This is a genomic window from Dactylosporangium sp. CS-033363, from assembly GCF_050942475.1.
Taxonomy (GTDB): domain Bacteria; phylum Actinomycetota; class Actinomycetes; order Mycobacteriales; family Micromonosporaceae; genus Dactylosporangium.
In genome coordinates, this window is sequence record NZ_CP192032.1 from 6,236,101 (window position 1) to 6,256,556 (window position 20,456).

The 20,456-nt window shown below is 73.8% G+C and carries 22 protein-coding genes; 9 read left to right on the forward strand and 13 right to left on the reverse strand.

Going from position 1 to position 20,456, the window contains the following annotated elements:
• Nucleotides 1-259: 259 nt before the first annotated feature.
• Both ACQPZ4_RS28850 and ACQPZ4_RS28855 read left to right on the forward strand, forming a co-directional pair.
• Nucleotides 260-1,303 carry an acyl-CoA thioesterase/BAAT N-terminal domain-containing protein gene (locus ACQPZ4_RS28850; protein WP_433066701.1) on the forward strand — a complete coding sequence of 348 codons (1,044 nt, stop codon included), beginning with the start codon at nt 260-262 and terminating at the stop codon, nt 1,301-1,303.
• A 16-nt stretch (nt 1,304-1,319) separates the two neighbouring features.
• On the forward strand, nt 1,320-1,520 hold the full coding sequence (locus tag ACQPZ4_RS28855; protein WP_433041926.1) for a hypothetical protein: 201 nt from the start codon (nt 1,320-1,322) through the stop codon (nt 1,518-1,520).
• Here the strand turns inward: ACQPZ4_RS28855 and ACQPZ4_RS28860 are convergent.
• Genes ACQPZ4_RS28860 through ACQPZ4_RS28870 form a run of 3 tightly spaced genes read right to left on the reverse strand, consistent with a single transcriptional unit; the run spans nt 1,498 to nt 3,463 of the window.
• Nucleotides 1,498-2,085, reverse strand: a complete 588-nt coding sequence (locus ACQPZ4_RS28860; RefSeq protein ID WP_433041929.1) for a class I SAM-dependent methyltransferase — start codon at nt 2,083-2,085, stop codon at nt 1,498-1,500. The genes ACQPZ4_RS28855 and ACQPZ4_RS28860 overlap by 23 nt on opposite strands.
• Nucleotides 2,086-2,100: 15 nt before the next feature.
• Nucleotides 2,101-2,622 (reverse strand): hypothetical protein, encoded by a 522-nt coding sequence (locus ACQPZ4_RS28865; RefSeq protein ID WP_433041932.1) that lies wholly within the window; start codon nt 2,620-2,622, stop codon nt 2,101-2,103.
• A gap of 10 nt (nt 2,623-2,632) precedes the next feature.
• On the reverse strand, nt 2,633-3,463 hold the full coding sequence (locus ACQPZ4_RS28870; RefSeq protein WP_433041935.1) for an NmrA family NAD(P)-binding protein: 831 nt from the start codon (nt 3,461-3,463) through the stop codon (nt 2,633-2,635).
• A gap of 85 nt (nt 3,464-3,548) precedes the next feature.
• Between ACQPZ4_RS28870 and ACQPZ4_RS28875 the strand changes: the two genes are divergently transcribed.
• Nucleotides 3,549-4,274: a TetR/AcrR family transcriptional regulator gene (locus tag ACQPZ4_RS28875; RefSeq protein ID WP_433041938.1), complete on the forward strand. Its 726-nt coding sequence runs from the start codon at nt 3,549-3,551 to the stop codon at nt 4,272-4,274.
• 215 nt (nt 4,275-4,489) lie between these two features.
• On the opposite strand, the gene wrbA is transcribed toward ACQPZ4_RS28875, so the two are convergent.
• Entirely contained in the window at nt 4,490-5,110 is a 621-nt protein-coding gene (gene wrbA / locus ACQPZ4_RS28880; RefSeq protein WP_433041941.1) for an NAD(P)H:quinone oxidoreductase, read from the reverse strand.
• 88 nt (nt 5,111-5,198) lie between these two features.
• Between wrbA and ACQPZ4_RS28885 the strand changes: the two genes are divergently transcribed.
• Entirely contained in the window at nt 5,199-5,783 is a 585-nt protein-coding gene (locus ACQPZ4_RS28885) for a TetR/AcrR family transcriptional regulator (RefSeq protein WP_433041944.1), read from the forward strand.
• Here the strand turns inward: ACQPZ4_RS28885 and ACQPZ4_RS28890 are convergent.
• Both ACQPZ4_RS28890 and ACQPZ4_RS28895 read right to left on the reverse strand, forming a co-directional pair.
• On the reverse strand, nt 5,780-6,154 hold the full coding sequence (locus tag ACQPZ4_RS28890; protein WP_433041947.1) for a hypothetical protein: 375 nt from the start codon (nt 6,152-6,154) through the stop codon (nt 5,780-5,782). The genes ACQPZ4_RS28885 and ACQPZ4_RS28890 overlap by 4 nt on opposite strands.
• Nucleotides 6,155-6,247: 93 nt before the next feature.
• Complete coding sequence (locus ACQPZ4_RS28895; protein ID WP_433041950.1) at nt 6,248-7,591, reverse strand: FAD-dependent oxidoreductase; 1,344 nt, start codon at nt 7,589-7,591, stop codon at nt 6,248-6,250.
• Between the two features lie 179 nt (nt 7,592-7,770).
• Between ACQPZ4_RS28895 and ACQPZ4_RS28900 the strand changes: the two genes are divergently transcribed.
• From ACQPZ4_RS28900 to ACQPZ4_RS28920, 5 genes are all read left to right on the forward strand, one after another.
• Nucleotides 7,771-8,253 (forward strand): carboxymuconolactone decarboxylase family protein, encoded by a 483-nt coding sequence (locus ACQPZ4_RS28900; RefSeq protein ID WP_433041953.1) that lies wholly within the window; start codon nt 7,771-7,773, stop codon nt 8,251-8,253.
• Between the two features lie 15 nt (nt 8,254-8,268).
• A complete protein-coding gene (locus ACQPZ4_RS28905) occupies nt 8,269-9,078 on the forward strand; it encodes an IclR family transcriptional regulator (RefSeq protein ID WP_433041956.1) in 810 nt (269 codons plus the stop codon).
• The gene (locus tag ACQPZ4_RS28910; protein WP_433041959.1) at nt 9,075-9,881 is read left to right on the forward strand and encodes an IclR family transcriptional regulator; all 807 of its coding nucleotides are present in this window, start codon (nt 9,075-9,077) and stop codon (nt 9,879-9,881) included. The genes ACQPZ4_RS28905 and ACQPZ4_RS28910 overlap by 4 nt, the downstream gene beginning before the upstream one ends.
• A 146-nt stretch (nt 9,882-10,027) precedes the next feature.
• Nucleotides 10,028-11,386 (forward strand): hypothetical protein, encoded by a 1,359-nt coding sequence (locus ACQPZ4_RS28915; protein ID WP_433041962.1) that lies wholly within the window; start codon nt 10,028-10,030, stop codon nt 11,384-11,386.
• Nucleotides 11,383-12,444 carry a hypothetical protein gene (locus ACQPZ4_RS28920; RefSeq protein ID WP_433041965.1) on the forward strand — a complete coding sequence of 354 codons (1,062 nt, stop codon included), beginning with the start codon at nt 11,383-11,385 and terminating at the stop codon, nt 12,442-12,444. Before ACQPZ4_RS28915 ends, ACQPZ4_RS28920 begins: the two co-directional genes overlap by 4 nt.
• A gap of 36 nt (nt 12,445-12,480) precedes the next feature.
• On the opposite strand, the gene ACQPZ4_RS28925 is transcribed toward ACQPZ4_RS28920, so the two are convergent.
• Genes ACQPZ4_RS28925 through ACQPZ4_RS28955 form a run of 7 tightly spaced genes read right to left on the reverse strand, consistent with a single transcriptional unit; the run spans nt 12,481 to nt 20,456 of the window.
• On the reverse strand, nt 12,481-13,260 hold the full coding sequence (locus ACQPZ4_RS28925) for an SDR family NAD(P)-dependent oxidoreductase (protein ID WP_433041968.1): 780 nt from the start codon (nt 13,258-13,260) through the stop codon (nt 12,481-12,483).
• 10 nt (nt 13,261-13,270) lie between these two features.
• Nucleotides 13,271-14,635, reverse strand: a complete 1,365-nt coding sequence (locus ACQPZ4_RS28930; protein ID WP_433041971.1) for a RidA family protein — start codon at nt 14,633-14,635, stop codon at nt 13,271-13,273.
• Nucleotides 14,632-16,050, reverse strand: a complete 1,419-nt coding sequence (locus ACQPZ4_RS28935; protein WP_433041974.1) for an amidohydrolase family protein — start codon at nt 16,048-16,050, stop codon at nt 14,632-14,634. Before ACQPZ4_RS28935 ends, ACQPZ4_RS28930 begins: the two co-directional genes overlap by 4 nt.
• The gene (locus ACQPZ4_RS28940; RefSeq protein WP_433041977.1) at nt 16,047-16,823 is read right to left on the reverse strand and encodes a VOC family protein; all 777 of its coding nucleotides are present in this window, start codon (nt 16,821-16,823) and stop codon (nt 16,047-16,049) included. Before ACQPZ4_RS28940 ends, ACQPZ4_RS28935 begins: the two co-directional genes overlap by 4 nt.
• A complete protein-coding gene (locus ACQPZ4_RS28945; RefSeq protein WP_433041980.1) occupies nt 16,817-17,470 on the reverse strand; it encodes a lipase family alpha/beta hydrolase in 654 nt (217 codons plus the stop codon). The genes ACQPZ4_RS28940 and ACQPZ4_RS28945 overlap by 7 nt, the downstream gene beginning before the upstream one ends.
• 2 nt (nt 17,471-17,472) lie before the next feature.
• Nucleotides 17,473-19,065: an ABC transporter substrate-binding protein gene (locus ACQPZ4_RS28950; RefSeq protein ID WP_433041983.1), complete on the reverse strand. Its 1,593-nt coding sequence runs from the start codon at nt 19,063-19,065 to the stop codon at nt 17,473-17,475.
• On the reverse strand, nt 19,065-20,456 hold the full coding sequence (locus ACQPZ4_RS28955) for a class I adenylate-forming enzyme family protein (RefSeq protein WP_433041986.1): 1,392 nt from the start codon (nt 20,454-20,456) through the stop codon (nt 19,065-19,067). Before ACQPZ4_RS28955 ends, ACQPZ4_RS28950 begins: the two co-directional genes overlap by 1 nt.

Consider the following 20,456-nt stretch of genomic DNA (forward strand, 5'->3'; position numbering starts at 1 on the left):
GTTTCGCTCCATGGCCCTCATCGTGCGGCAACCGCGCGGGGCTGCCGGTCGCGGCCCGCTGGGCCCGGCGCCGCCGGTGCGCGAGACTGGCGGCATGGTGCGTGCGCGTTTGTTCGTCGCCGTCCTGTTGGTGCTGCCGGCCGCGTGTTCGGCCGCGTGTTCGGCCGCGTGTTCGGCCGCTGCTCCGGCGCGCGCCGCGATCGAGGTGGACGGCGCGGACGGGTTGGCCGATCAGGCGGTACACGTGCGCGTTGTGAACATGCACGCCGGCGCGACCGTTGTTGTGCGTTCGAGCATGAGCGATTGGCAGAACGCGCAGTGGCACGCCGAGGCGACGTTCACCGCGGACCGCGCGGGCGTGGTCGACCTTGCGCGCACGGCGCCCATCCATGGGTCCTACGCCGGGGTCGACGGGATGGGGCTGTTCTGGTCGATGCAGCCGCCGGACGGCGATGCCGACCATGCGCGGTTCGTTCCGCACTCGCCGTGGCTGGCGACGGGGTTCGAGGTCGGGTTGTCGGTGCTGGTCGACGGGCGGGAGGTCGCCAGTCGCACGGTCCGGCGCGAGTGGGAGGCGCCCGGGGTGACGCATCGGACGCTCGATCCTGCGCGGGACGGGGCGACCGGTGAGCTGTTCCTGCCCCCGTCCGGTGCATCCGCGCGTCCGGGTGTGCTCGTGTTCGGCGGTTCGGAGGGCGGGGTCGGGATGACGTTCGACGCCGCGCTGCTCGCCTCGCACGGCTACCCGGCCCTGGCGCTCGGGTACTTCGGGGCGCCCGGGCTGCCGCCGGCCCTGCACGACATTCCGCTGGAGGACTTCGTCGCCGCCGGCCACGTGCTCGGCGCGGGACCGGCGGTGCTGGTGGCGTATTCACGCGGTACCGAAGCGGCCCTGCTCTTGGCGCAGTTGCACCCGGACGCGGTGCGCGGCGCGGTGCTCTATGCGCCGAACGACGGTGTGCTCGGTGCGTATCCGGGCCCTGGGGCGGCCTGGACGGACGGCGGCGTCGAGGTGCCGGCGGCGACGATTCCGGTCACCCACGTCACCGCGCCGGTGCTGGCGCTCGCGGGGGACGACGACCGGCTGTGGGGCTCGGTGCCGCAGACCGAGCGGCTCATGCAACGGCTCGCCGGGCCGCATCAGGCGCTGATCTATCCGGGCGCGGGGCATGGCGTGGGGACGTTCCCGTACCTGCCCGACGGGATCGGCGAGACGGTCCCGTTCGGCGGCACGCGCGCCGCCAACGCCGCCGCGCGCAGCGACGGATGGCCGAAGGTGCTCGCCTGGCTCGGCGATGTGTGAAGCGGCACGAGACGGCGTGAAGCGACACGAGACCGGCGCGAAGCCGCACGAGACCAGCGCGAAGCGGCACAAGACCGGCATGAAGCGGCACGAGACCGGCGCGAAGCCACACGAGACCAGCGCGAAGCCACACGAGACCAGCGCGAAGCCGCACGAGACCAGCGCGAAGCCGCACGAGACCAGCGCGAAGCCGATCAGCCGGGGCGGCGGGCCGTGACGAGCAGCTCGTGGCCGTTCCCGCCGGGTTCCCAGGCGGCGGTCAGCGCGGTGAACCCCGCCTCCCGCAGGTGCGGCAGCAGCCGGTCGTCGTAGTGCCGGCCGGCGCTGCTGTCGTCCGGCAGGACGGCGTGCTCGGTGACGCCGATCGCGAACACCCCGCCGGGCCGCAGCAGCGCCATGACGCGGGCCAGTGACTCCGGCAGCGGCTGCCACAGCTGCACGTTGTTGACCGCGCAGATCGCGTCGGCGCTCGCGGCCGGCAGGGCGACCGTCGCGGCGGTGCCGTCGACGAGCTCGACCGGGAAGCGGCGGGTGCGCCGCGACGCCTGGGCGCGCATGACGGGCGAGGGCTCGACGCCGATGACCCGGCCCCGGGGCAGCGCCTCGGCCAGGAGCCGCAGCCCGACGCCCGGGCCCGGGCCGAACTCGACGACCGTCTCGCCGCCGGACAGCCCCAAAACGGCCACCACCCGGCGCGTCAGCTGGGCGTTGTCGCGCGCCATCACCCGGCCGACGAGGCGGCCGAGCAGACCACGGGGGTTCGCGAACTGCGCAGCGATCATCGGGCGCCTCCAGCCTCAGGGCAGCGTGAGCTCGAAGCAGCCCCAGTCGTTCCCCGACTCCGCGACCAGCTTCCACGTGCCGTTCGACGGCAGGGGGATGCCGCTCGGGTAGAATTGCACCCCGCCGTCGTTCGTCGACAGCGACCCGGCGTCATAGGTCTCGACGCGGCCCGTGGTGGACGTCGCCGTGATGGTCATGCGCGCGTTCAGCGTCGGGTGGGACGGGATCCAGTACAGCTTGCCGATGCCCGGTTCGAGGCCCGGCCGCCACTGCCGGCGGTACTCGACGAAGTCGCCGGCGATGATGTCGCCCGAGCGGGCGTTGCGCACGTCGCCGTTCACCGGCACGCACGCGCGGTCGGTCGTTCCGGGCAGCGACTGTTCGCTCAGCGGCACCGGGCTCTCGACGGCCGGCGGCGACGGGCGGTCGACGGCCGGCGGTGACGGGCGCTCCACGGCCGGCGGCGCCACCGGCGACCCGGCACTGCACCCCGTCAACGCCGCCGAGGCAAAGCCGGCGAGCAACAAGCTGCGCACGCCCCATAAGCTACGCGAGCGCGTCCCGCACGGTAAGCGGCTCGCGGTCGAGGAGCTTGCCCAGCAGCGGGTCCACGCCGGCGAAGAAGCCCGCCCGGGCGGCCTGGTAGAAGCCGAGCAGGAACCCCGTCCGGTGCGGCGACTCCTGGGCGGCGATCCAGTCCTGCTCGTCCATCAGCTGATACCCGATGGGCCGCCCCGACACCTCGGCCGCGATCTCGGCCAGCTCCGCGAAGGTCACGGCGGCGGGAGCGGTGATGGTCGTCGGGCCGTCGTACCCGCCGCCGGCCAGGAGGATCGCGGCCGCGGCCTCGGCGGCGTCCTCGCGGGCCGTCCACGACACCGGGCCGTCACCGGGCACGGCGATGACGCCCGTCTCGCGCCACGGGCCCGCCAGCCACTGCAGGCTGTGCGCGTAGAACCCGTTGCGCAGCGAGGTCCACGGAATGCCCGTGGCCGCCAGCAGCTGCTCGGTGGCGAAGTGGCTGTTCCCCGGGGCGAACGGGTTGTCCGGGGCGGCGGCCTGGTGGCTGGTGTAGAGGATCCGCCCCACACCGGCGGCGACGGCGGCGTCGATCGCGGTGCGGTGCAGGCTCACCGCGTCCGCGTTCGGGTCGTTGGAGGAGACGAGCAGCAGCTGGTCGGCGCCGGCGAACGCGGCCGGCAGGGAGTCGGGCTCGGCGTAGTCGCCGCGCCTGACCTCGACGCCGCGCTCGGCGAACGACGACGCCTTCGCGGTGTCGCGAGCGACGACCACGAGGTCGCGGGCGGGCAGGTGGTCGAGCAGGTGGGCGACGGTCGCGCCGTTGAGGGCGCCGGTCGCCCCGGTTACCACAATCATTGATCCGCCTTCGTTGTTACCAATGGAAACAACTCGACGGTAGCGCGTGTAATCAGCGATAGCAAACGGATGTTATCGTTGATTCGTGAGCGACGAACCCAAGCGGGCCGACGTACGGATGGCGATCGTCGAGGCCGCCGCGGAGCTGTTGCGCGACGTCGGGCCCGGCGCGGTGACGACCCGCGGGGTGGCCGAGCGGGCCGGCGTGCAGGCCCCGACGATCTACCGGCTGTTCGGCGACAAGGACGGGCTGCTGGAGGCGGTGGCCGAGCACGTCATGACCAGGTTCGTGGCGGACAAGGCCGCGGGCCAGGCGGCCGCCGCGGCGGCGGACGCCGACCCGCTCGAGGACCTCCGGCAGAGCTGGCGCCGGCAGGTCGAGTTCAGCCTGGCCAACCCGGCGATCTTCCGCCTGCTGAGCGACCCCGACCGGGTGCTCGACTCGCCCGCCGCGCAGAAGGGGCGGCAGGTCCTGGAGGCGCGGGTCCACCGGCTGGCGGCGACCGGGCGGCTGCGGGTCCCCGAGGCGCACGCCATCGACCTCATCCAGGCCGCGGGCGTCGGGACCATCCAGACGCTGCTCGTGACGCCGAGGGAGCGACGGGATCCCTCCCTCGGCGACGCGATGATGGACGCCGTCCTGGCCCGCATCCTGACCGACGCCCCCGCCGAGGAGCCGGACACCCCCACCGCGGCGGCCGTCGCCCTGCGGGCACTCGCGCCGCAGATCGACGTGCTCAGCGAAGGCGAGCGCCGGCTCTTGATGGAGTGGATGGACAGGATCGCGGAGGCGGCCACGCGACCGCGGTGAGCTCGGCGGTCGCCAGCAGGCGCGCCGCCACGATGGCCACGCGACTACGCGACCGCAGTGAGCCCCGCGGTCGCCACCACGCGCGCCGCCACGCTGGCCACGCGACTACGCGACCGCAGTGAGCCCCGCGGTCGCCGCCACGATGGCCACGCGACTACGCGACCGCAGTCAGCCCCGCGGTCGCCACCAGGCGCGCCGCCACGATGGCCACGCGACTACGCGACCGCGGTAAGCTCCGCGGTCGCCAGCAGACGCGCCGCCACGGTGGCCAGGCGCCTTCCCTGGTACCGCGCCGCCGCCAGCGTCGCCTCGCTCGGCACGCCCTCGGCGCCGGGGTGGGCGATGCCGTACGGGTTGCCGTACGCCGCGTGCACCGCCGGGTCGGTGTACCCGGGCGGGACGATGAACGCGCCCCAGTGGTAGAAGGTGTTGTACAGCGCCAGCAGCGTCGACTCGTTGCCGCCCTGCAGGTTCCCGGCGCTGGCGAACGCCGTCGCCGGCTTGTTGGCCAGCGCGCCCGCGGACCACAGCCCGCCGGTGGTGTCGATGAACTGCTTGAGCTGGGCGGCCACGTTGCCGTACCGCGTCGGGGACCCGAACGCGTAGGCGTCGGCCCAGCGCAGGTCCTCCAGCGTGGCCACCTCGACGTGCGGCGTCGCGGTGACGTGCGCGCGCCACGCCGGGTTGGCGTCGATCGCGCTGTCCGGGGCCAGCTCCGGCACCCGGCGCAGCCGCACCTCGGCGCCGGCGGACTCGGCGCCCTCCGCGACCGCCGAGGCCAGGGCGTGCACGTTGCCCGTGGCCGAGTAGTAGATGACGGCGACCTTCGCGCCCATGACGCCTCCAGAAGTGGAAACAATTCCGTTTACCAGGTCGAGACTAAGTGGAACTTCTTCCACTTACAAGGGGTGGGAGGATGCTCACATGTCGCTGCCGCTGATCGGCCAACCGCCGCCCGAACGGGCCGACGCCGCGCGCAACCGGCAGCGGCTCGTCGAGGCCGCCCTGCGCATCGTGGCGGCGCGCGGCGTGGCCGGGCTGGCCCTCGACGAGGTCGCCCGGGAAGCCGGAGTCGGCGTCGGTACCGCCTACCGCCGCTTCGGCGACGTCGGCACCCTGGCCTATGCGCTGCTGGAGGACCACGAGCTGCGCTTCCAGGAGGCGTTCCTGTCCGGGCCGCCCCCGCTCGGGCCGGGCGCCCCGCCGCAGGAGCGCATCCGCGCGTTCCTGGATGCCCTGCTGGACCTGCAATGGGAGCAGTGGGACCTTCGGCTGCTGGCGATGCAGAAGGCCGCACAAGGCTGGGCGAGCGGCCCCTATCCGACGTACCAGCTGCATCTGGTACACCTGCTGCGGTCCCTGCAACCGGAGGCCGACGCGCCCTATGCGGCGAGCGTCCTGCTCGCGCTGCTCACCCCGAACGTGCTGGACCATCAGCGCCGCGTGCTCCAGCTGACACCCGAGCGCATCCGCGCGGGCTTCGAGGTCGTACTCGAAGCGCTGATCTAGAAGCGCTGCCGCGGGTTCTTGGCCATCCAGCGCCGGTGCTCGCGTTCGAGCCGCTCGGGGAAGCGGCGGAACTGCGGCCCCGCCTCGGCCAGCGCGTCCTCGATCCACTCCCGGGCGGCGTCGGTCGAGACGCCCCAGCGCCACACGAGCGTCTCGCGGGCCGCGCGCTCCCGGCCGAAGGTGCGGGCCAGCACCGGCGGGAAGTCGTGCACCACCTCGGCGATCATGTGCATCCGGGCGAGGGCGTCATCCATCTCGTACGCCGCGATCGCGCCCAGCCGCAGCTCGCTCGCCAGGGCGCGCACCTCGGTCGCGCCCACGCCGAGCAGCGCCGCGACGGCCCGCACCGCCGAGGCCCGTCCATCGATCACGCTGAGAGCGTAAGCGAGCCCGGCCCCTCAGCCCAGCTCAGCCGCCGAGGCCCGTCCATCGATCGCGCTGAGAGCCTAAGCGAGCCCGGCCCCTCAGCCCAGCTCAGCCGCCGCGGTCGCGTGCCGACCGGCGAGGTAGCCGAGTCCGAGCGCACCGAGCAGCCCGTTGCCGGCGAGGTAGCCATCGCCGCCGGTCCCACTGATGCCCGCCGCGGCACCCCCGGCGGCGTACAGGCCGGGCACGGGCACGCCGTCGCGCAGCACCCGGGCGTCGCCGTCGACCAGCAGGCCGCCCTGGGTGTGGAACAGCGCCCCGGTGACCCGGACGAGGAAGTACGGCGCGGCGATCCCCGGCCGCTCCCACAGCGTCCGCCCGAAGCGGTCCCCCGGGCCGGCTCCGGCCAGGGTCCGGGCGAGCGCGGCGGGCGGGCAGCCGATGACGGCGGCCGGGTCGTCGCTCCACCGCACGCCGCCGGCCGCGTCGAGGTCGCGGTAGTCCTGGAACGGCAGGCAGGCCTCGTGCACCCGGCGGTCGCCGATCATCCAGGCGACGGCGCCGGGCTGGTCGAGCACGTTGCGGGCGTACTCCGAGTAGCCCACGGTCTCGTCGCCGAAGCGCTCGCCGGCGCTGTTCACCATGACCGCGCCGTGCATGACGGTGGCCCAGGTCAGCAGCGTGGAGTGCGGGACCGCCCAGGAGCCGTGGCCCTGGTACGCGCCGAGGTAGCCGGTGTCGAGCCCGAGCTCGGCGCCCAGCCGCAGCGCGTCGCCGCGGCAGCCCTCGCCGCCGGCGTACACCCCGGCCGCGATCTCCGGGATGTACTCCTTGACCAGCGCCGTGTCGGCGCCGAAGCCGCCGGTGGCGAGTACGACCGCGCGGGCCGTGACGGTCTCGGTGCCGCCGCCGGGCCGCTGCAGCGCCGCGGTCCAGGCACCGTCCCGTGTGGACAGTCCGGTCAGCCGGGCGGGCGTGACGATGTCGAGGTCGGCCAGGCCGGCGGCGTGGCGCAGCAACCCGTCGAGGAGGTCGCGGCCGGCGCGGTTGGCGACGGTGTGGCAGCGGTACTGCGAGAAGCCCGGGTACTTGAAGTCGGTGACGAGTTCGAGCGGGATGCCGCACTCGCCGTCGAGCCAGTCGACCAGCGCCGGTCCCACCCCGACGAGCGCGCGGGCGATCACGGCGTCGGCGCGGCCCTTGGTCTTGCGTTCGATGTCGGCCAGGAACGCCGCGGCGTCGTCGGCCACGCCGGCCCCGGCCTGCCAGCGGGTGCCCGCGGCGGGGATCATCGAGGTGCTCATCGAGGTGTTGTTGCCCCGGGCGAAGTGCTCGAAGGCCTCGGCCACGAGCACCGAGGCGCCCCGCTGGGCGGCGGCGATGGCGGCGCTGAGGCCGGCCCCTCCCGCCCCGGCGACCAGGACGTCGACGTCGGTGCTCACGGGCGCCTCCTGACTGCCGTTCCGGTTTCGGGAACGGCGTTCCTAGTAAGAAACTCTAGGGCGGGCGCGAAGACCTCGTCAATGCTCTGTGCACCGTTCTTGACCTGCCAGAATCAGGGACGGTACCGTTCTGCGGAACAAAATACCGATTATCGGTACACGGCTTCGGAGGTCGGTGCGTGGAGTTCACCCGGGTGCCGCGAACCGATCCGGATCCGGCGGTCCAGCTCGCCTACGGCCAGGCCGAGGACCTGTTCGGCCACGTCAGCGACCTGTTCGCGATCCTCGGCAACGCCCCCGTGCTGCTGTCGGGCTGGATCGAGCTCGTGCGGGCGCTGCGCGAGGGCCTCACCGTCGCCCCGGCGCTGTCCGAGCTCGTCATCGTCCGGGTGGCCGAGTTGACCGGCTCCCCGTATGTGGGCACGGCGCACCGCCGCCTGGCCGCGGGGCTGGAGCCGCCGCCGGAGCACCTCGCCGCGGCCGCCCGCCGGCTCGCCGAGGACGTGGCCCGCGACGGTCACGTGGCCGAGGACGCGCTGGGCGCGCTGCGCGGCGAGCTCGGCGAGCGGCAGCTGACCGAACTGCTCGTCGTGGCCGCGTTCTACTGCGGCGTGGCCCGCCTGACCAATACGCTCGGCCCGCGCAACCGGTCGGCGCCGTAGGATCGGCCGTACACGATGTCTGCTGAGGAGCCGCCCCGCATGCCGAGCCGAGCCGGCGCCACCACTGAGCCGCGCGCGTCGGCCAGCACGGTCGACCGCGCGCTCGACGTGCTGCTGCTGTTCAGCTCGGTGCGCGCCGCGACGCTGGGCGTGAGCGAGATCGCCCAGGAGCTCGGCATGTCCAAGCCGGCCGTGCACCGGGTGCTCACCTCGCTGCGCAGCCGCAACCTGGTGGAGCTGGACGAGGAGTCGCGCCGCTACTCGCTCGGCCTGCTGGCGGTCAGCATGGGGCTGCGCTACCAACGCGGGCTCGTCGCCGCCGAGGCCGCCATCCCGGCGCTGCGCCCGCTCAGCGAGGCCTGCCGGGAGACCACCACGCTGTCGGTGCGCTCCGGCGACCGCCGCTACTACGTCGAGCAGGTCACCCCCGACCGGCCCGTCGTCATGATGGTGCAGCTCGCCGTGCCGTTCCCGCTGCACGCCGGGGCCTCCTCGAAGGCGATCCTGGCCTTCCTTCCCGAAGAGCAGCGGCATCGGTACCTCACGGGCCCGCTCGAACCGGTCACGCCCCAGACCCGCACGGACCCCCGCGGGCTGCGCCGCGAGCTCGACGAGATCCGCGCGCGGGGCTATGCCGTGTCGTCCTCGGAGCGCCAGGCCGGCGCGGCCGCCGTGGCCGCGCCGATCCTCAAGGGCGGCGAGGTGGTCGCCGCGATGAGCGTCTGCGGCCCCGAGGCCCGCTTCGCGCCGCACTTCGAGGCGCACGCCGAGCGCCTGCTGGGCACGGCCGCCCGCATCGCCGCCGAGCTGGACGGAGCCGCATGACCGCGACCGCGCACTCCCCGGCCGAGCTCGCCCCGGCGGACGTCGGCGGGACCGCCGCGACCGTCGAGCGCGCCCTGGACGTGCTCATCTGCTTCGTGCGCAGCGACGCCCCCGACCTCGGCGTCACCGAGCTGGCCGAGAAGCTCTCGCTGTCCAAGGCGGCCGTGCACCGGCTCCTCACGTCGCTGCGCGGGCGCGGCATGGTCGAGATCGACGAGACCACCCACCGGTACCGCCTGGGCCCCACCGTGCTGACCCTGAGCCACTCGTACCTCTCCCGCCTCGACGTGACCGCGCTCGCCGCGCCGGAGCTGCCGTGGCTGTGCCGCACCACCAACGAGACGGTGACCCTCTCCCGCCGCGCCGGGCACACCCGCTACTACCTCGAGCAGGCCCTCCCCGACCGCGACGTCGTGCGGATGGTGAGCGTCGGCGTGCCGTACCCGCTGCACATCGGAGCCAGCTCGAAGGCCTTCCTGGCCCACCTGAGCCCCGCCGACGCCGAGGCGGTGCTCAGCGGCCCGCTGGACGGCTGGGACGGCGGCCCGGCGATCGACGCGGATGCCCTGCGCGCCGAGCTCGCCGAGACCCGCGCCCGCGGCTGGGCCCACTCCCAGAGCGAGCGCGACCTCGGCACCGAGGCGGTCGCCGCGCCCCTGCTGGACTACCGCGGCGAACCCCGCGCGGTGATGAGCGTCTGCGGCCCGGCCGACCGCTTCCGCGCCGAGTCCTGCGCGGCGGCGCTGCTGGAGGTGACCACCCGGCTGAGCCGCAAACTGGGCCACGGCATCCTCCCCGCCTGACGTCCCGCCGTCACCCGAACGGACCCTCCGGCTGCGGGCCGCACCGCGTTACGATGCCTGCACCGCGCGGCGCATCGCCGCGATCACGGGTCACTCTTCTGAGAAAGCACGCCGTGGTGCGGATGCCAGACCAGGATCCTCTCCGAGTGGTGCCCGAGAACGAGCGCGGGCCGATCGCCAGGTCGTATGCGGACCTGCAGTCGCTCGGGACGCTGTTCGCCTGCGACGACCGCGGCATCCCGCCCGGCAGCGGCCTGCAGGCCGGGATCGCGCTGTTCCGCGCCGGTGAGGTGGCCATGGTCAACCTGGCCGAGCTCGCGGGCCGGGCCACCGCCGACGCCGCGGCGGGCCGGCCGATCGTCCTGCTGCGGACCGTGCGCTGGATGGTGGCGATCGCCCGGGCCTGGTCCGAGCTCGCCTGGCGGATCGCCGACATGGCACCGGCCGGGGCGCCCGCGGACGCCGATCCCGGCCCGCGCATCGAGGCCCTCGCCTCGCCGAACTGGGCGCGGCTGCACGCCGCCGAGTCCGGGCTCGCCACCGGCGTCCGCGCCGCGCTGGCCGGCCTGCACGCGCGCGACGACGGCACCGGTGACCGGCTCGCGCAACTGCTGCTGCGCTACGTGATGCTGGAGCGGACCGCGCTGGAGTACTCCGCGCTGGCGGGCTTCGGCGGCGACTACGAGGCCCTGGTCCAGCCCGGCACGATCCGGGCCGCCGTGGCCGAGCGGGAGCTGCGCGGGCGCACGGTGCTCATGCAGTTCCGGGCCGGTCACCAGATGCCGGAGCTCGTCGTGGCCGCCGCCAACGACCACATCGCCGCCGCCCTCGCCCACCTCGAGAACCGGGGCTACGGCGAGGCGCTCGAGGTGATGCGGCGGCTCGACCGGCTGCTCGACGTCGCCGCCGTGCTCATGAACGTGCTGGCCGACGAGCTGCAGACCGCCGAGTACCACCAGATCCGGGAAAATCTGGGCCTGACCAGCGGCAGCCACTCGGTCAACCTGCACTTTCACCTCATGCGCGATCTGCTGCCGTCGCTGGTGGCCGCGGTCGGGGCGGCGCCGCCCGGCGGGTCGGCGCTGGAGACGTCCGTGCTGGCGACGATCCGGGCCCTGACCCGCGCGGCCGACCGCCACGTCGACCGCTGGCGCCTCGTGCACCTCAACCTGCCGCGCAACAACCTCGGCGCCGGCGAGACGGGCACCCGCAGCCTGACCGGCTCGCCCGATGCCCTGCTGGCGGTGACCAGGATGCGCGAGGCCGGCCTGGCCCGCACGGCCCACCCGCCCGGCGAGACGTCGTTCCGGGCCACGGACTCCGGCCGGGGCGTGCTGGCGCTGGCCGAGCTGGAACAGGAGCTGCTCGCCGCGGTGGCCGCCCGGACCCAGGACCGGTTCCGCGACGTGCAGCAGCGCACGGGGCGGTTCGCGGCCGAGCCGGAGTTCCGGCCGCCGCCGATCCGCCGCTCGAGCCGTACGAGACCGAGGAAGGACCAGGGGTGACGACGGAGCAGCGGGACCGGGGCCGCACGCTGAAGGAGTCGCTGTCCAGGAGCTTCGGCTGGCTGGACGTGCTCAAGATGGGGCTGTCGGCCGCCCTGGGCTATGCCATCAAGAACGTGGTGGAGGGCAAGGCCAGCACGGGCGTCGTCATCTTCGGCTTCGCGTTCGTCACGTTGACCGCGGTGATCTCGCTCGACCGGTTCCGGGCGGCCAGCGAACGGGACCTGACGGCGCGGCTCGACGCCACGCACGCCAAGCTGAACGGCGAGCTCGCCCAGCACCTCGACTACGTGCACGCGCTGGTCCGGTTCGTGCCGGACGGCAGCGCGAACAACGGGAGCCGCGGGGCCGCCGAGCCGGGGTACGACGCCGCCCTGGCCGCGGTGCGCAAGGCCAGGCAGCGGCTGTTCGTGATGGGTGACTACAGCCCGCCCTCCAACGAGGGCGCGGTGCTGGACAAGCTGCCCCGGCACCGCTCCGAGTACCTGGAGGCGATCGAGGACAAGTTGCGGGCGCGGCTCGACGACCGGCGCACCGACCTGGGCCGGCTGCAGTACAGCCGCTACATCCAGCGCCCGAACGACATCTACGAGGCCATCCGGCAGCGCGAGTCGCACCACGCGGGCGTGGTGCTGACGGCGGCCGACATGGAGGGCGACCTGCAGGCGTTCGAGCACTGCGCCCGCGTCCTGGAGATCGCCGCGGAGGCCGAGCGCCGCAAGCTCGGCGACCGCATCGAGATCCAGATCAGGCTGATCCCGTTCCTGCCCAACTGCCCGAGCATCCTGCTCGTGGACGACAGCGACGTGCAGTTCACCATCCCGACCCGGATCGACCGGCCCACCGACAACTACGCCCAGCAGGGCCTGCACGGCGTGCTGGCGATGGAGGACTTCGCGCGCGGCTCGCAGATCGTCAAGCCGTTCGAGGCGCTGTTCCAGCGCCTGGTCATCGTGTCCCAGCCGGTCATCAAGATCGACGACGAGCCGGAGCCGCCCGCGGTCGTGCCGCAGCGGCGCCGGCGCGGACCGCTGGCCCGGGGTCCCCACCAGCCCTGACATCGGGCGCGCGGGGACCCCGGTCCGGGCCGGTCGCTACGGCAGGGTCCAGCCGCCGTCGACGAAGAGGGTCTGGCCGGTGATCATCTGGTTCTTGGGGCTGAGCAGGAAGGCGAACGGCAGCACCAGCTCCTCCGGCTCCAGCAGGCGCCCGGCCGGGATGCGGGCCACGATGCCCGCGCTGTTCTCCGGCACGCCCAGGTAGTCGCGGTTCTGGTCGGTCAGGGTGGCGGTCGGGCCGACCGCGTTCACCCGGACGCCGCGCGGGGCCCACTCGGCGCCCAGCGAGCGGGCCAGCATCGACACCGCGGCCTTGCTCGCCGAGTAGGCCGCCCACTGGTCGAACGCCGAGGCCGAGAACGTGGAGCTGGTCAGCACGACCGAGCCGCCCCCGGGCAGGCGCTGGGCGGCCAGCCGGGTGGTGAGGAAGGCGCCGACCACGTTGACGTCGAGGGTCCTGCGGAAGTCCTCGGCGCCGAAGTCCAGCGACGGCTGCACGTAGGCGATGCCGGCGTTGGCGACCGCGCCGAGCAGGCGGCCGGTGATGCCGACCGCGGTGTCGAACGCGGCGGCCATCTCGTCCTCGTCGGTCACCTCGGCGGCGACCGGGTGGATGGGCAGGCCGGAGGCGGCCAGGGCGTCGAGGCGCTCCTTGTCCCGGCCGACCGCGACGACGTGCACGCCCAGCCGGGCCAGGCCGGTGGCGAGCGCGGCGCCGATGCCGCGGGTGGCCCCGGTGACGAGGACGGTCTCCCCCGCCAGGCCCAGCGCGGCGCCGAGGGCCGGGGATTGCGCCGGATCCAGTGTGTTCAGCATGGACGCTCCCTTATGGACAGTGGACGATCAGGTCGACGGCGACGTCGCAGCCGGGGACCTCGTGGGAGGAGGGCGGGGCCTCGAAGAAGCCCGCGGCGGGCAGGCCGGCGGTGAACGCGCCGGTCCAGGCGGCGCCGAACGCGCCGAGGCCGGCCAGGTCGGTGAGGTACACGTCGGCCTTCACGGTGTGCTCGATGCTGGTGCCGGCCGCCTCGCAGATCTTCTGCACGTTGTCCTGGATGCGGGCGACCTGGTCGGCGATGTGCCGGCCGGTGTGCGGGGCGCCCGCCCGCCAGCGCAGCGTGTCGGCCGACGGGCCGGTCGCGGTGCGGCCCAGCTGGGTGGAGACGAACAGGAACGGGCCGGAGCGGATCGCCTGGGCCTCGTGGCCGAGCGGGGCCAGGGCCGACGGCGCCACCACCGTCTCGCGCTCGCCGCCGTGCTCGGGGCGCGCGACGACGACGAAGATCTCCACGTTGCCGCCGTTGACGCCGCCGATGCCGGTGACCGGGACGATCGCCCGGGCGGGCGGGTTGCCGGGCCACTGCTTGGCGAAGACCTCGTCGACGGCCGGCATGTTGCGGATGCCGTGCGGGGTCAGGTAGGTGACGACCTTGACCACGTTCTCCCAGCGGGCGCCGCTCGCCTCCATCGTGATGCGGATCTGGCGCAGGGTCTCCTCGACCTCGCCGGCGACCTGGTTGCCGTACCAGATGTGCCTGGGCACCTGGGCGTTCGGGTGCAGGCCGGTCTGGAAGTCGGTGGCGATGAACCCGGCGCTGAACACCCACGGGCCGGACTCGACGCCGACGGAGTAGCCGCCGAGCGGGCTGTGCACGTCGTGGGCGTAGGCGCGCTTGGTGATGCCGCTGTCGTCCCGCAGTGCCACCAGTTGTACCTCGATGAGCTCCTCGGCACTCACCAGCCGGTCCATCGGCATGAGGCAGGAGGCCGGGCGGTCGGCGAGCAGGAACTCGTCGCGGCTCTGGATGTAGGCGTGGGCCTGGTAGCGCCACTTCTCCCAGAACAGCTCGTACGGGTCGCGCAGCGGTTCGTGCCGCTCGACCAGGCCGTGGTACGTCGGGTGCCACTGGTTGATGGACACGCCCTGCTCCAGGCTCGATCCGGCGGCGCCGAGCGTCGCCGCCAGCCGCCGGTACACCTCGCGCACCTGCAACTTGACCGGGTGCCCGCTGCTGTGGGGCAGGCCCGGGAGCACCCGCGCCGCCGCCGCGAGCTCGCCGGTGGCGTAGTCGACCGCCGACAGCGACGCGGTGAAGACGAACGGGCCGGCGCTGACGGCCGTGCTGCTGGGGTACCAGCCGGGGTATTCCACGCCCGGAACCGTGACGACCTGGCGGCTCATGTCGCTCATTTCCACTCCCATGGACTGCGGGCCCGCACGAACCGGCCGCAGCCGGTCTCGTCGAGCAGGTCTTGCTGCACCCGGGCGGCCTCGGCCACGGCCCGGCGGCGGTCGGCGAGGACCGGCTCACCGTCGCGCAGGACGGTGCGGCCCCGGACCAGGACGCGGTGCACGGCGTCGGGCGACGGCCCGCCGGACCACACCAGGTTGGCCAGCAGCGCGGCCGGCGGGGACAGCATGGTCTCACCGGACAGGTCGACGACGAGGACGTCGGCGTCCTTGCCGGTCTCCAGCGAGCCGATCCGGTCGGCCATCCCCAGCGCGCGGGCGCCGCCGATGGTGGCCAGCTCGATCGCCCGCTCGGGGCTGCCGAAGAGCAGCTCGGCGCCGAACACGCCGGGGCGCTTGACGCTGTCGCTGATCCGCTGGGCCATGAGGTACCCGCGCATGCCCAGCCACAGGTTGTGCCCGTAGGACACGACCGGGCCGTCGAGGCCGAGCGAGGACGTGACGCCGGCCTCGTCGTAGCGGTGCGAGTCGAACGTGACCATGCCGAGGATGAGCTCCATGTCCGGAACCAGCGACACCGCCGCGCCCGCCGCCGCCAGCCGCTCGGCCTCGCCGTCGCGCAGGCCCTGGGCGTGGATGGCGATGACGTGCGGGGCGAGCAGGCCCTCGCTGTCCAGCCACTCGATCGAGCCGCCGGTCCAGCCGCGCCGCTCCTCGAGGTAGCGCTTGTCCATGTAGGACGGTGCGTGGATGTCGAACTGCTGCCCGTTGGCGACCGTCCAGTCGTACAGGGCGTGCAGGTCCTCGGGCGAGCAGTAGGTGATGCCGATCGACCCGGCGGTGACGGCGACGGTGTCGGAGCCCCACTCGGCCGCGATCCGCTCGGTCTCGGCCAGGCCCTCGTCCACGCTCTCCCGGAACCCGTCGGGCACGGTGGTCGGCTCGTTGATGGTGAGCCGGGCGGCGCGGACCCGGATGCCGGCCTCGGTGACCGCGCGCAGGACGCCGTCCATCGAGCGCTTGTGCCGGTGCGTGAAGTGGTCGTCGGTGGTCGTGGTGACGCCGCTGCGCAGCAGGTCCAGCACCGGCGGCAGGGCCGAGGCGTAGGAGCGCTCCTCGTCGCAGGCGCCGGTCATCGGGTAGTAGAAGCCGAAGAGCCGCTCCTCGAACGTGGTGCCCTCGGCCATCCCGCGGATGCAGCCCTGCACCAGGTGCGTGTGGGTGTTGACCAGGCCCGGCATGACCAGGAAGCCGGGGCCGCCGATGGTCTCGGCGGCGGTCCACGGGGCCGGTCCGGCGCCGACGTCGGCGATCAGGCCGTCGCGTACCGCCACGTATCCGTCGGCGATCACCCGCCGGTCGGCGTCGACGGTGACGATCTGGCCGAGGATCAGGGTGTCGCAGGTCCGGTTCATGGCGTCTCCTCGAACAGCCAGGCGTGGCCCTCGGGGTCCAGGAACGCGCGGTACCCGTCCGGCCCGTCCGTGACGGTGCCGCCCGCCGCCACGACCGCCGTGGTGTCCACACCGGACAGCAGGCCCAGCACCGGCTCGGCGGCCAGGTCCCGCGCCGGGTCCTGGGTGCGGCCCTTGAACGCGATCTGCAGGGTGACGATGTCGTCGACGGCCATCATGTAGCCGAAGCCCTCGGTGCCGCGCCGCTCCCGCCAGCCGATCGCGGCGTAGAACTCGCGGGCGGCGACGATGTCGGCGGCCTGGAAGATGACCCAGCCGATGCCGGTGACCGCCGGCGCCGGGCCGCCGAGGCGCGCCAGGGCGGCCAGGTCCTCCTCGCGGACGCTGTCGTCCATCCGCTGCTGCACGCCGATGGGCTGGCCGGCCGGGTCGTGGAAGTACCCGAGCCAGGCGTGGCCCTTCATGTCGTACTCGAACGGGCGGTTGATCCAGGTGACCCCGGCGTCGTCGAGGCGCTTGACGGCCGCGTCGATGTCCCAGGTGCGCAGGATCGGGATGACGCCCTGCCGCTCCCAGCGGTCGGTGTAGACGGGCAGCTCGACGTCGCCGGGCGCGAGCAGCAGCGCGGTGTCCCAGCCGGCGTCGACGGCGACCCAGCCGGGGCGCGGCCCGTCGGTGACCGCGGCGTCGAGCGCCCGCCGGTAGAACTCGGCGTCGGCGGCCGGGTCGGCGACCCGCAGGACCGCCGCGGTGAGGGCAGGTGGTGTCAACATTCCTCCAGGAGCAGGTGGGCCAGGGCCTGCGGCGCGTCGAGCATCGCGTCGTGGCCCGCGTCCAGGTCGAGCAACGGCCAGCCGGCGGCGTGGACCCGGTCCAGGTACGGCCGGGGTGCCGGATTGCCGGTGCAGCGGATGTAGGTGACGGGCGGGGTGCGGCCGCCGCTCAGGCGCAGCGGCTGGGCCAGGCAGGCGAACGGCTGGGGCCGCAGCCGCCGCTCGGCCCAGAGGCGGACGTCGGGGTCGCGGATGCCCAGGCGCGGGCTTCCCGGCACCGGCAGCACCGTGATCCCGCCCCGCTCGACCGCCCGCGCGGCGAACTCGGCCCCGCGCGGGTGCACGTCCAGCGCGGACTCGCCGTCGGCGGCGACCGGCGCGTCGAGCAGCACGAGCCGCTCGACGCCGACCCGGTCGGCCGCGCCCCGGGCGACGATGCCGCCGTAGCTGTGCCCGACCAGCGTCACCGGCCCGGCCGCGAGGTCCGCGGTGGACACCACCTCGGCGATGTGCCGCTCGAGGTCGGCGTCGTCGGACAGGGTCGGCGCGAGCACGGCGTGCCCGGCCGCGGTGAGCGCCTCCGCGAGGGGGGCCCAGCACCAGCCGCCGTGGAACGCGCCGTGCACCAGCACGTACGTCCGGGCCATGCTCAGGCGGTCAGGTAGAGCTTGTCGAGGTACTGGTCGGTCTCCACCTCGGACTTGATGACCCCGGCGAGCTTGGCCGAGCCGGCGTCGATCCAGACGTCCTGGGTGAGGAACAGGAACGGCGCGTCGTCGTGCATGATCTTGGCCAGCTGCTTGGACAGCTCGCCGCGCTTGGTGTCGTCGAGCTCCGACAGCGCCTGCTTGTACAGCGCGTCGAACTCCGGGTTGCTGTAGTGCCGGGTCGCCGAGGTGCCGATGAACCAGGCGAACGCGCCCAGCGGCTCCAGGTACGGCCGGGTGAACAGCCCGTAGTGGAAGATGTCGGCGCGGGCCTTGCGGGCGTAGAACATGTCGGTCTGCAGCGTGGTGTCGGTCATCGCGGTGTACTGCACCTTGACCCCGACCTTGCCCAGCTGGTTCTGCACGTACTCGCCGATGAGCCGCCGCACGCTGCCCGGGCTGGCGAACGCGCTGGCCATGGTGATGGTGAAGCGGGTGCCGTCGGGGCCCTTGGGGTAGCCGGCCGCGTCGAGGAGGCTCTCGGCCTTCGCCGCGTCGTACGGGTAGTCCTGCAGCGACTCGTCGTAGCCGACCGCGCCGGGCGTGGCGAGCTGGCCGTTGCCGGCCTCGGTCTGGCCCTGCAGCACGTTCTTGATGAGCGTCTGCTTGTCGATGGCGTAGTTGAGCGCCTGGCGCACCTCCTTCCTGCCCATCGGCCCGGATTTCGGGTTGCCGGAGTAGTCGACGGTGTCGAGGAAGGCGCCGAGGTTGTTGCCGCCGGTGTAGGTCACCACGTTCGCCCCGCCGGCCTTGATCGCGGCGAGCTGGGCCAGCGGGACCAGGTTGATGTACTGCACCTGCCCCGACGTGAACGCCGCGACCTGGGAGGCGGCGTCGGTCATGGACCGGATCGTCACCTTGGTCAGCGTCCCCTTGCGCCAGCCGTCGTCGAACTTGGTGAGCACCCACTGGGTCGTGTCGTGGCTGTCGAGCTTGTACGGCCCGGTGCCGACCGGCTTGTCGGCGAACGCGGCCGAGCGGGCCTTGTCGTCGGCGCCGAGGCCCGTGTAGTACTGCTCCGGCAGGATCGCCACCCGCGCCAGCTTCTTGAGGAACAGCGCGTCGGCCGACTTCATCGTGACCGTGACCGTCGAGGCGTCGTCGGCCTTCACGTCGGCCATCGACGTCATCAGCGACGCGGTGGCCAGCGTGCTGGTGGCCGCGCGCTTGAGGCTGAACACCACGTCGGCCGACGTCATCGGCGTGCCGTTGTGGAACTTCGCGTCGCTGCGCAGGGTGACCTTCAGCGAGGTCGGGCTGACCTGCTCCCACTTGGTGGCCAGCATCGGCAGGATGGTCGCCTTCTGCGGGTCGAGGTCGAACAGCGCGTCGAAGATGTCGTAGCGGCGGGGGTTGCCGCCGAGCACGGCCATCGGGTCGAGGCTGGTGGGCAGGTTGCTGATGCCCATCGTGAGCTCCTGCACGGCGGCCTTCTCGCCGCTGCCGGTCTGGGCGTCCTCGCCGGTGCCGCAGGCGGCGAGGGTAGCGAGGGAGACCACGCCGAACAGGAAGCCGCGCCGGGAAACGTCTGCCATCAAAGTGTCCTTTCGGGGGTGGTGTGCAGCTGGGCGGCCGCCACGCGGTCGGTCTTGCCGGCCGGGGTCCGCGGAAGTCGTTCGACGTACCGGATCTGGTATGGGCCGGGGAGAACGGCATCGAGCAGTTCGGCCGGGGATGCGGCCGTCGTGCCGGGCGAGGGTTCGATGAGGACGGTCAGCGCCGGGGTGAGCACCGCGTCGGCGATGCCGGGCAGGCCCCGCAGCCGCTCCTCGACGGTGACCGGCAGGATGGTCCGCCCGGCCACCTCGATGGCGTCGGCGGCCCGGCCGAAGACCTGCAGCGCGCCGTCGTCGGCCCAGCCGCCGACGTCGCCGGTGTCGAACCAGGACCGCGGCGCGCGGGCGGCGCGCGGCAGTGGCGCCGCCGGGTCGGTGGCGAGCTCGTGGAGGTAGCCGGGGGCGACGGCGGCGCCGCGCACCTCGATGCCGCCGGCGTCGGTGACCCGCACGTCGAGCGCCGGGGTGGGCGCGCCGACCCGGAACGGCTCGCCGAAGCGCGGGCCGCCGGAGCGGTCCACGGCGATGGTGCCGGCCTCGGAGGTGCCGTAGTTGAGGACCACCTCGGCGTGCGGCCCGACGGCCCCGGCGAGCTCGTGCAGGAAGCGCTGCTGCATCAGCTGGCCGGTGGCGACCGCGGTGCGCAGGCCCCGCCGCACGAGGGTCTCGGCGGCGCCGGCGGCGAGCACCGCCCGCCACTGCGGCGCCTGCAGCGGCAGGATCGTCACACCGCCGGCGCCGAGCTCGTCGAGGGCGTCGACGCTGAACGCGTCCATCAGCAGCAGGGTGCCGCCGAAGAGGAACATGGAGCGGGCCGCGCCGGAGAGCACCGAGAGGTTGAACGGGCTGGCCACCACCCACCGGTCGCCCTCGCCGCAGCGGTAGGACCAGGAGCGGTGCCAGGCGTCGGCGACGTCCGCGCCGACGGTGCGCACGACCGCCTTCGGCACGCCGGTACTGCCCGCCGTGAACTGGATCGCGCTCACCACGTCGGCGTCGCGGCCGCGGGCCCAGTCGGCGCCGGCCGCGGCGTCGCCCGCCAGGTCGGCGTGCGTGCCCTCGCCGATCACCTCGGTGATGCCGAGCGCGTCGACGATCTCGGCCAGGCGCGGCTTCAGCGCGAGGCTCAGCATCGCCGGCTGCAGCCCGGCGGCCTGCGCGGCCAGGTACAGCTCGGCGCCGACGGTGCCGGAGTAGGTGGCGATGCCGATCCGCTCGCCGGGCCTCCGGCCGCGGGCCCGGAACCCGGCCACGAGCGCGCTGACCCGCTCGGCCAGGGTCCGGTAGTCCACGGTCCGTCCGTCGTGGACGATCGCGGGCCGGTCGCCGCGGTGCTTGGCGTGCCGGGCGACGGCGTCGAGGAGGTCCAT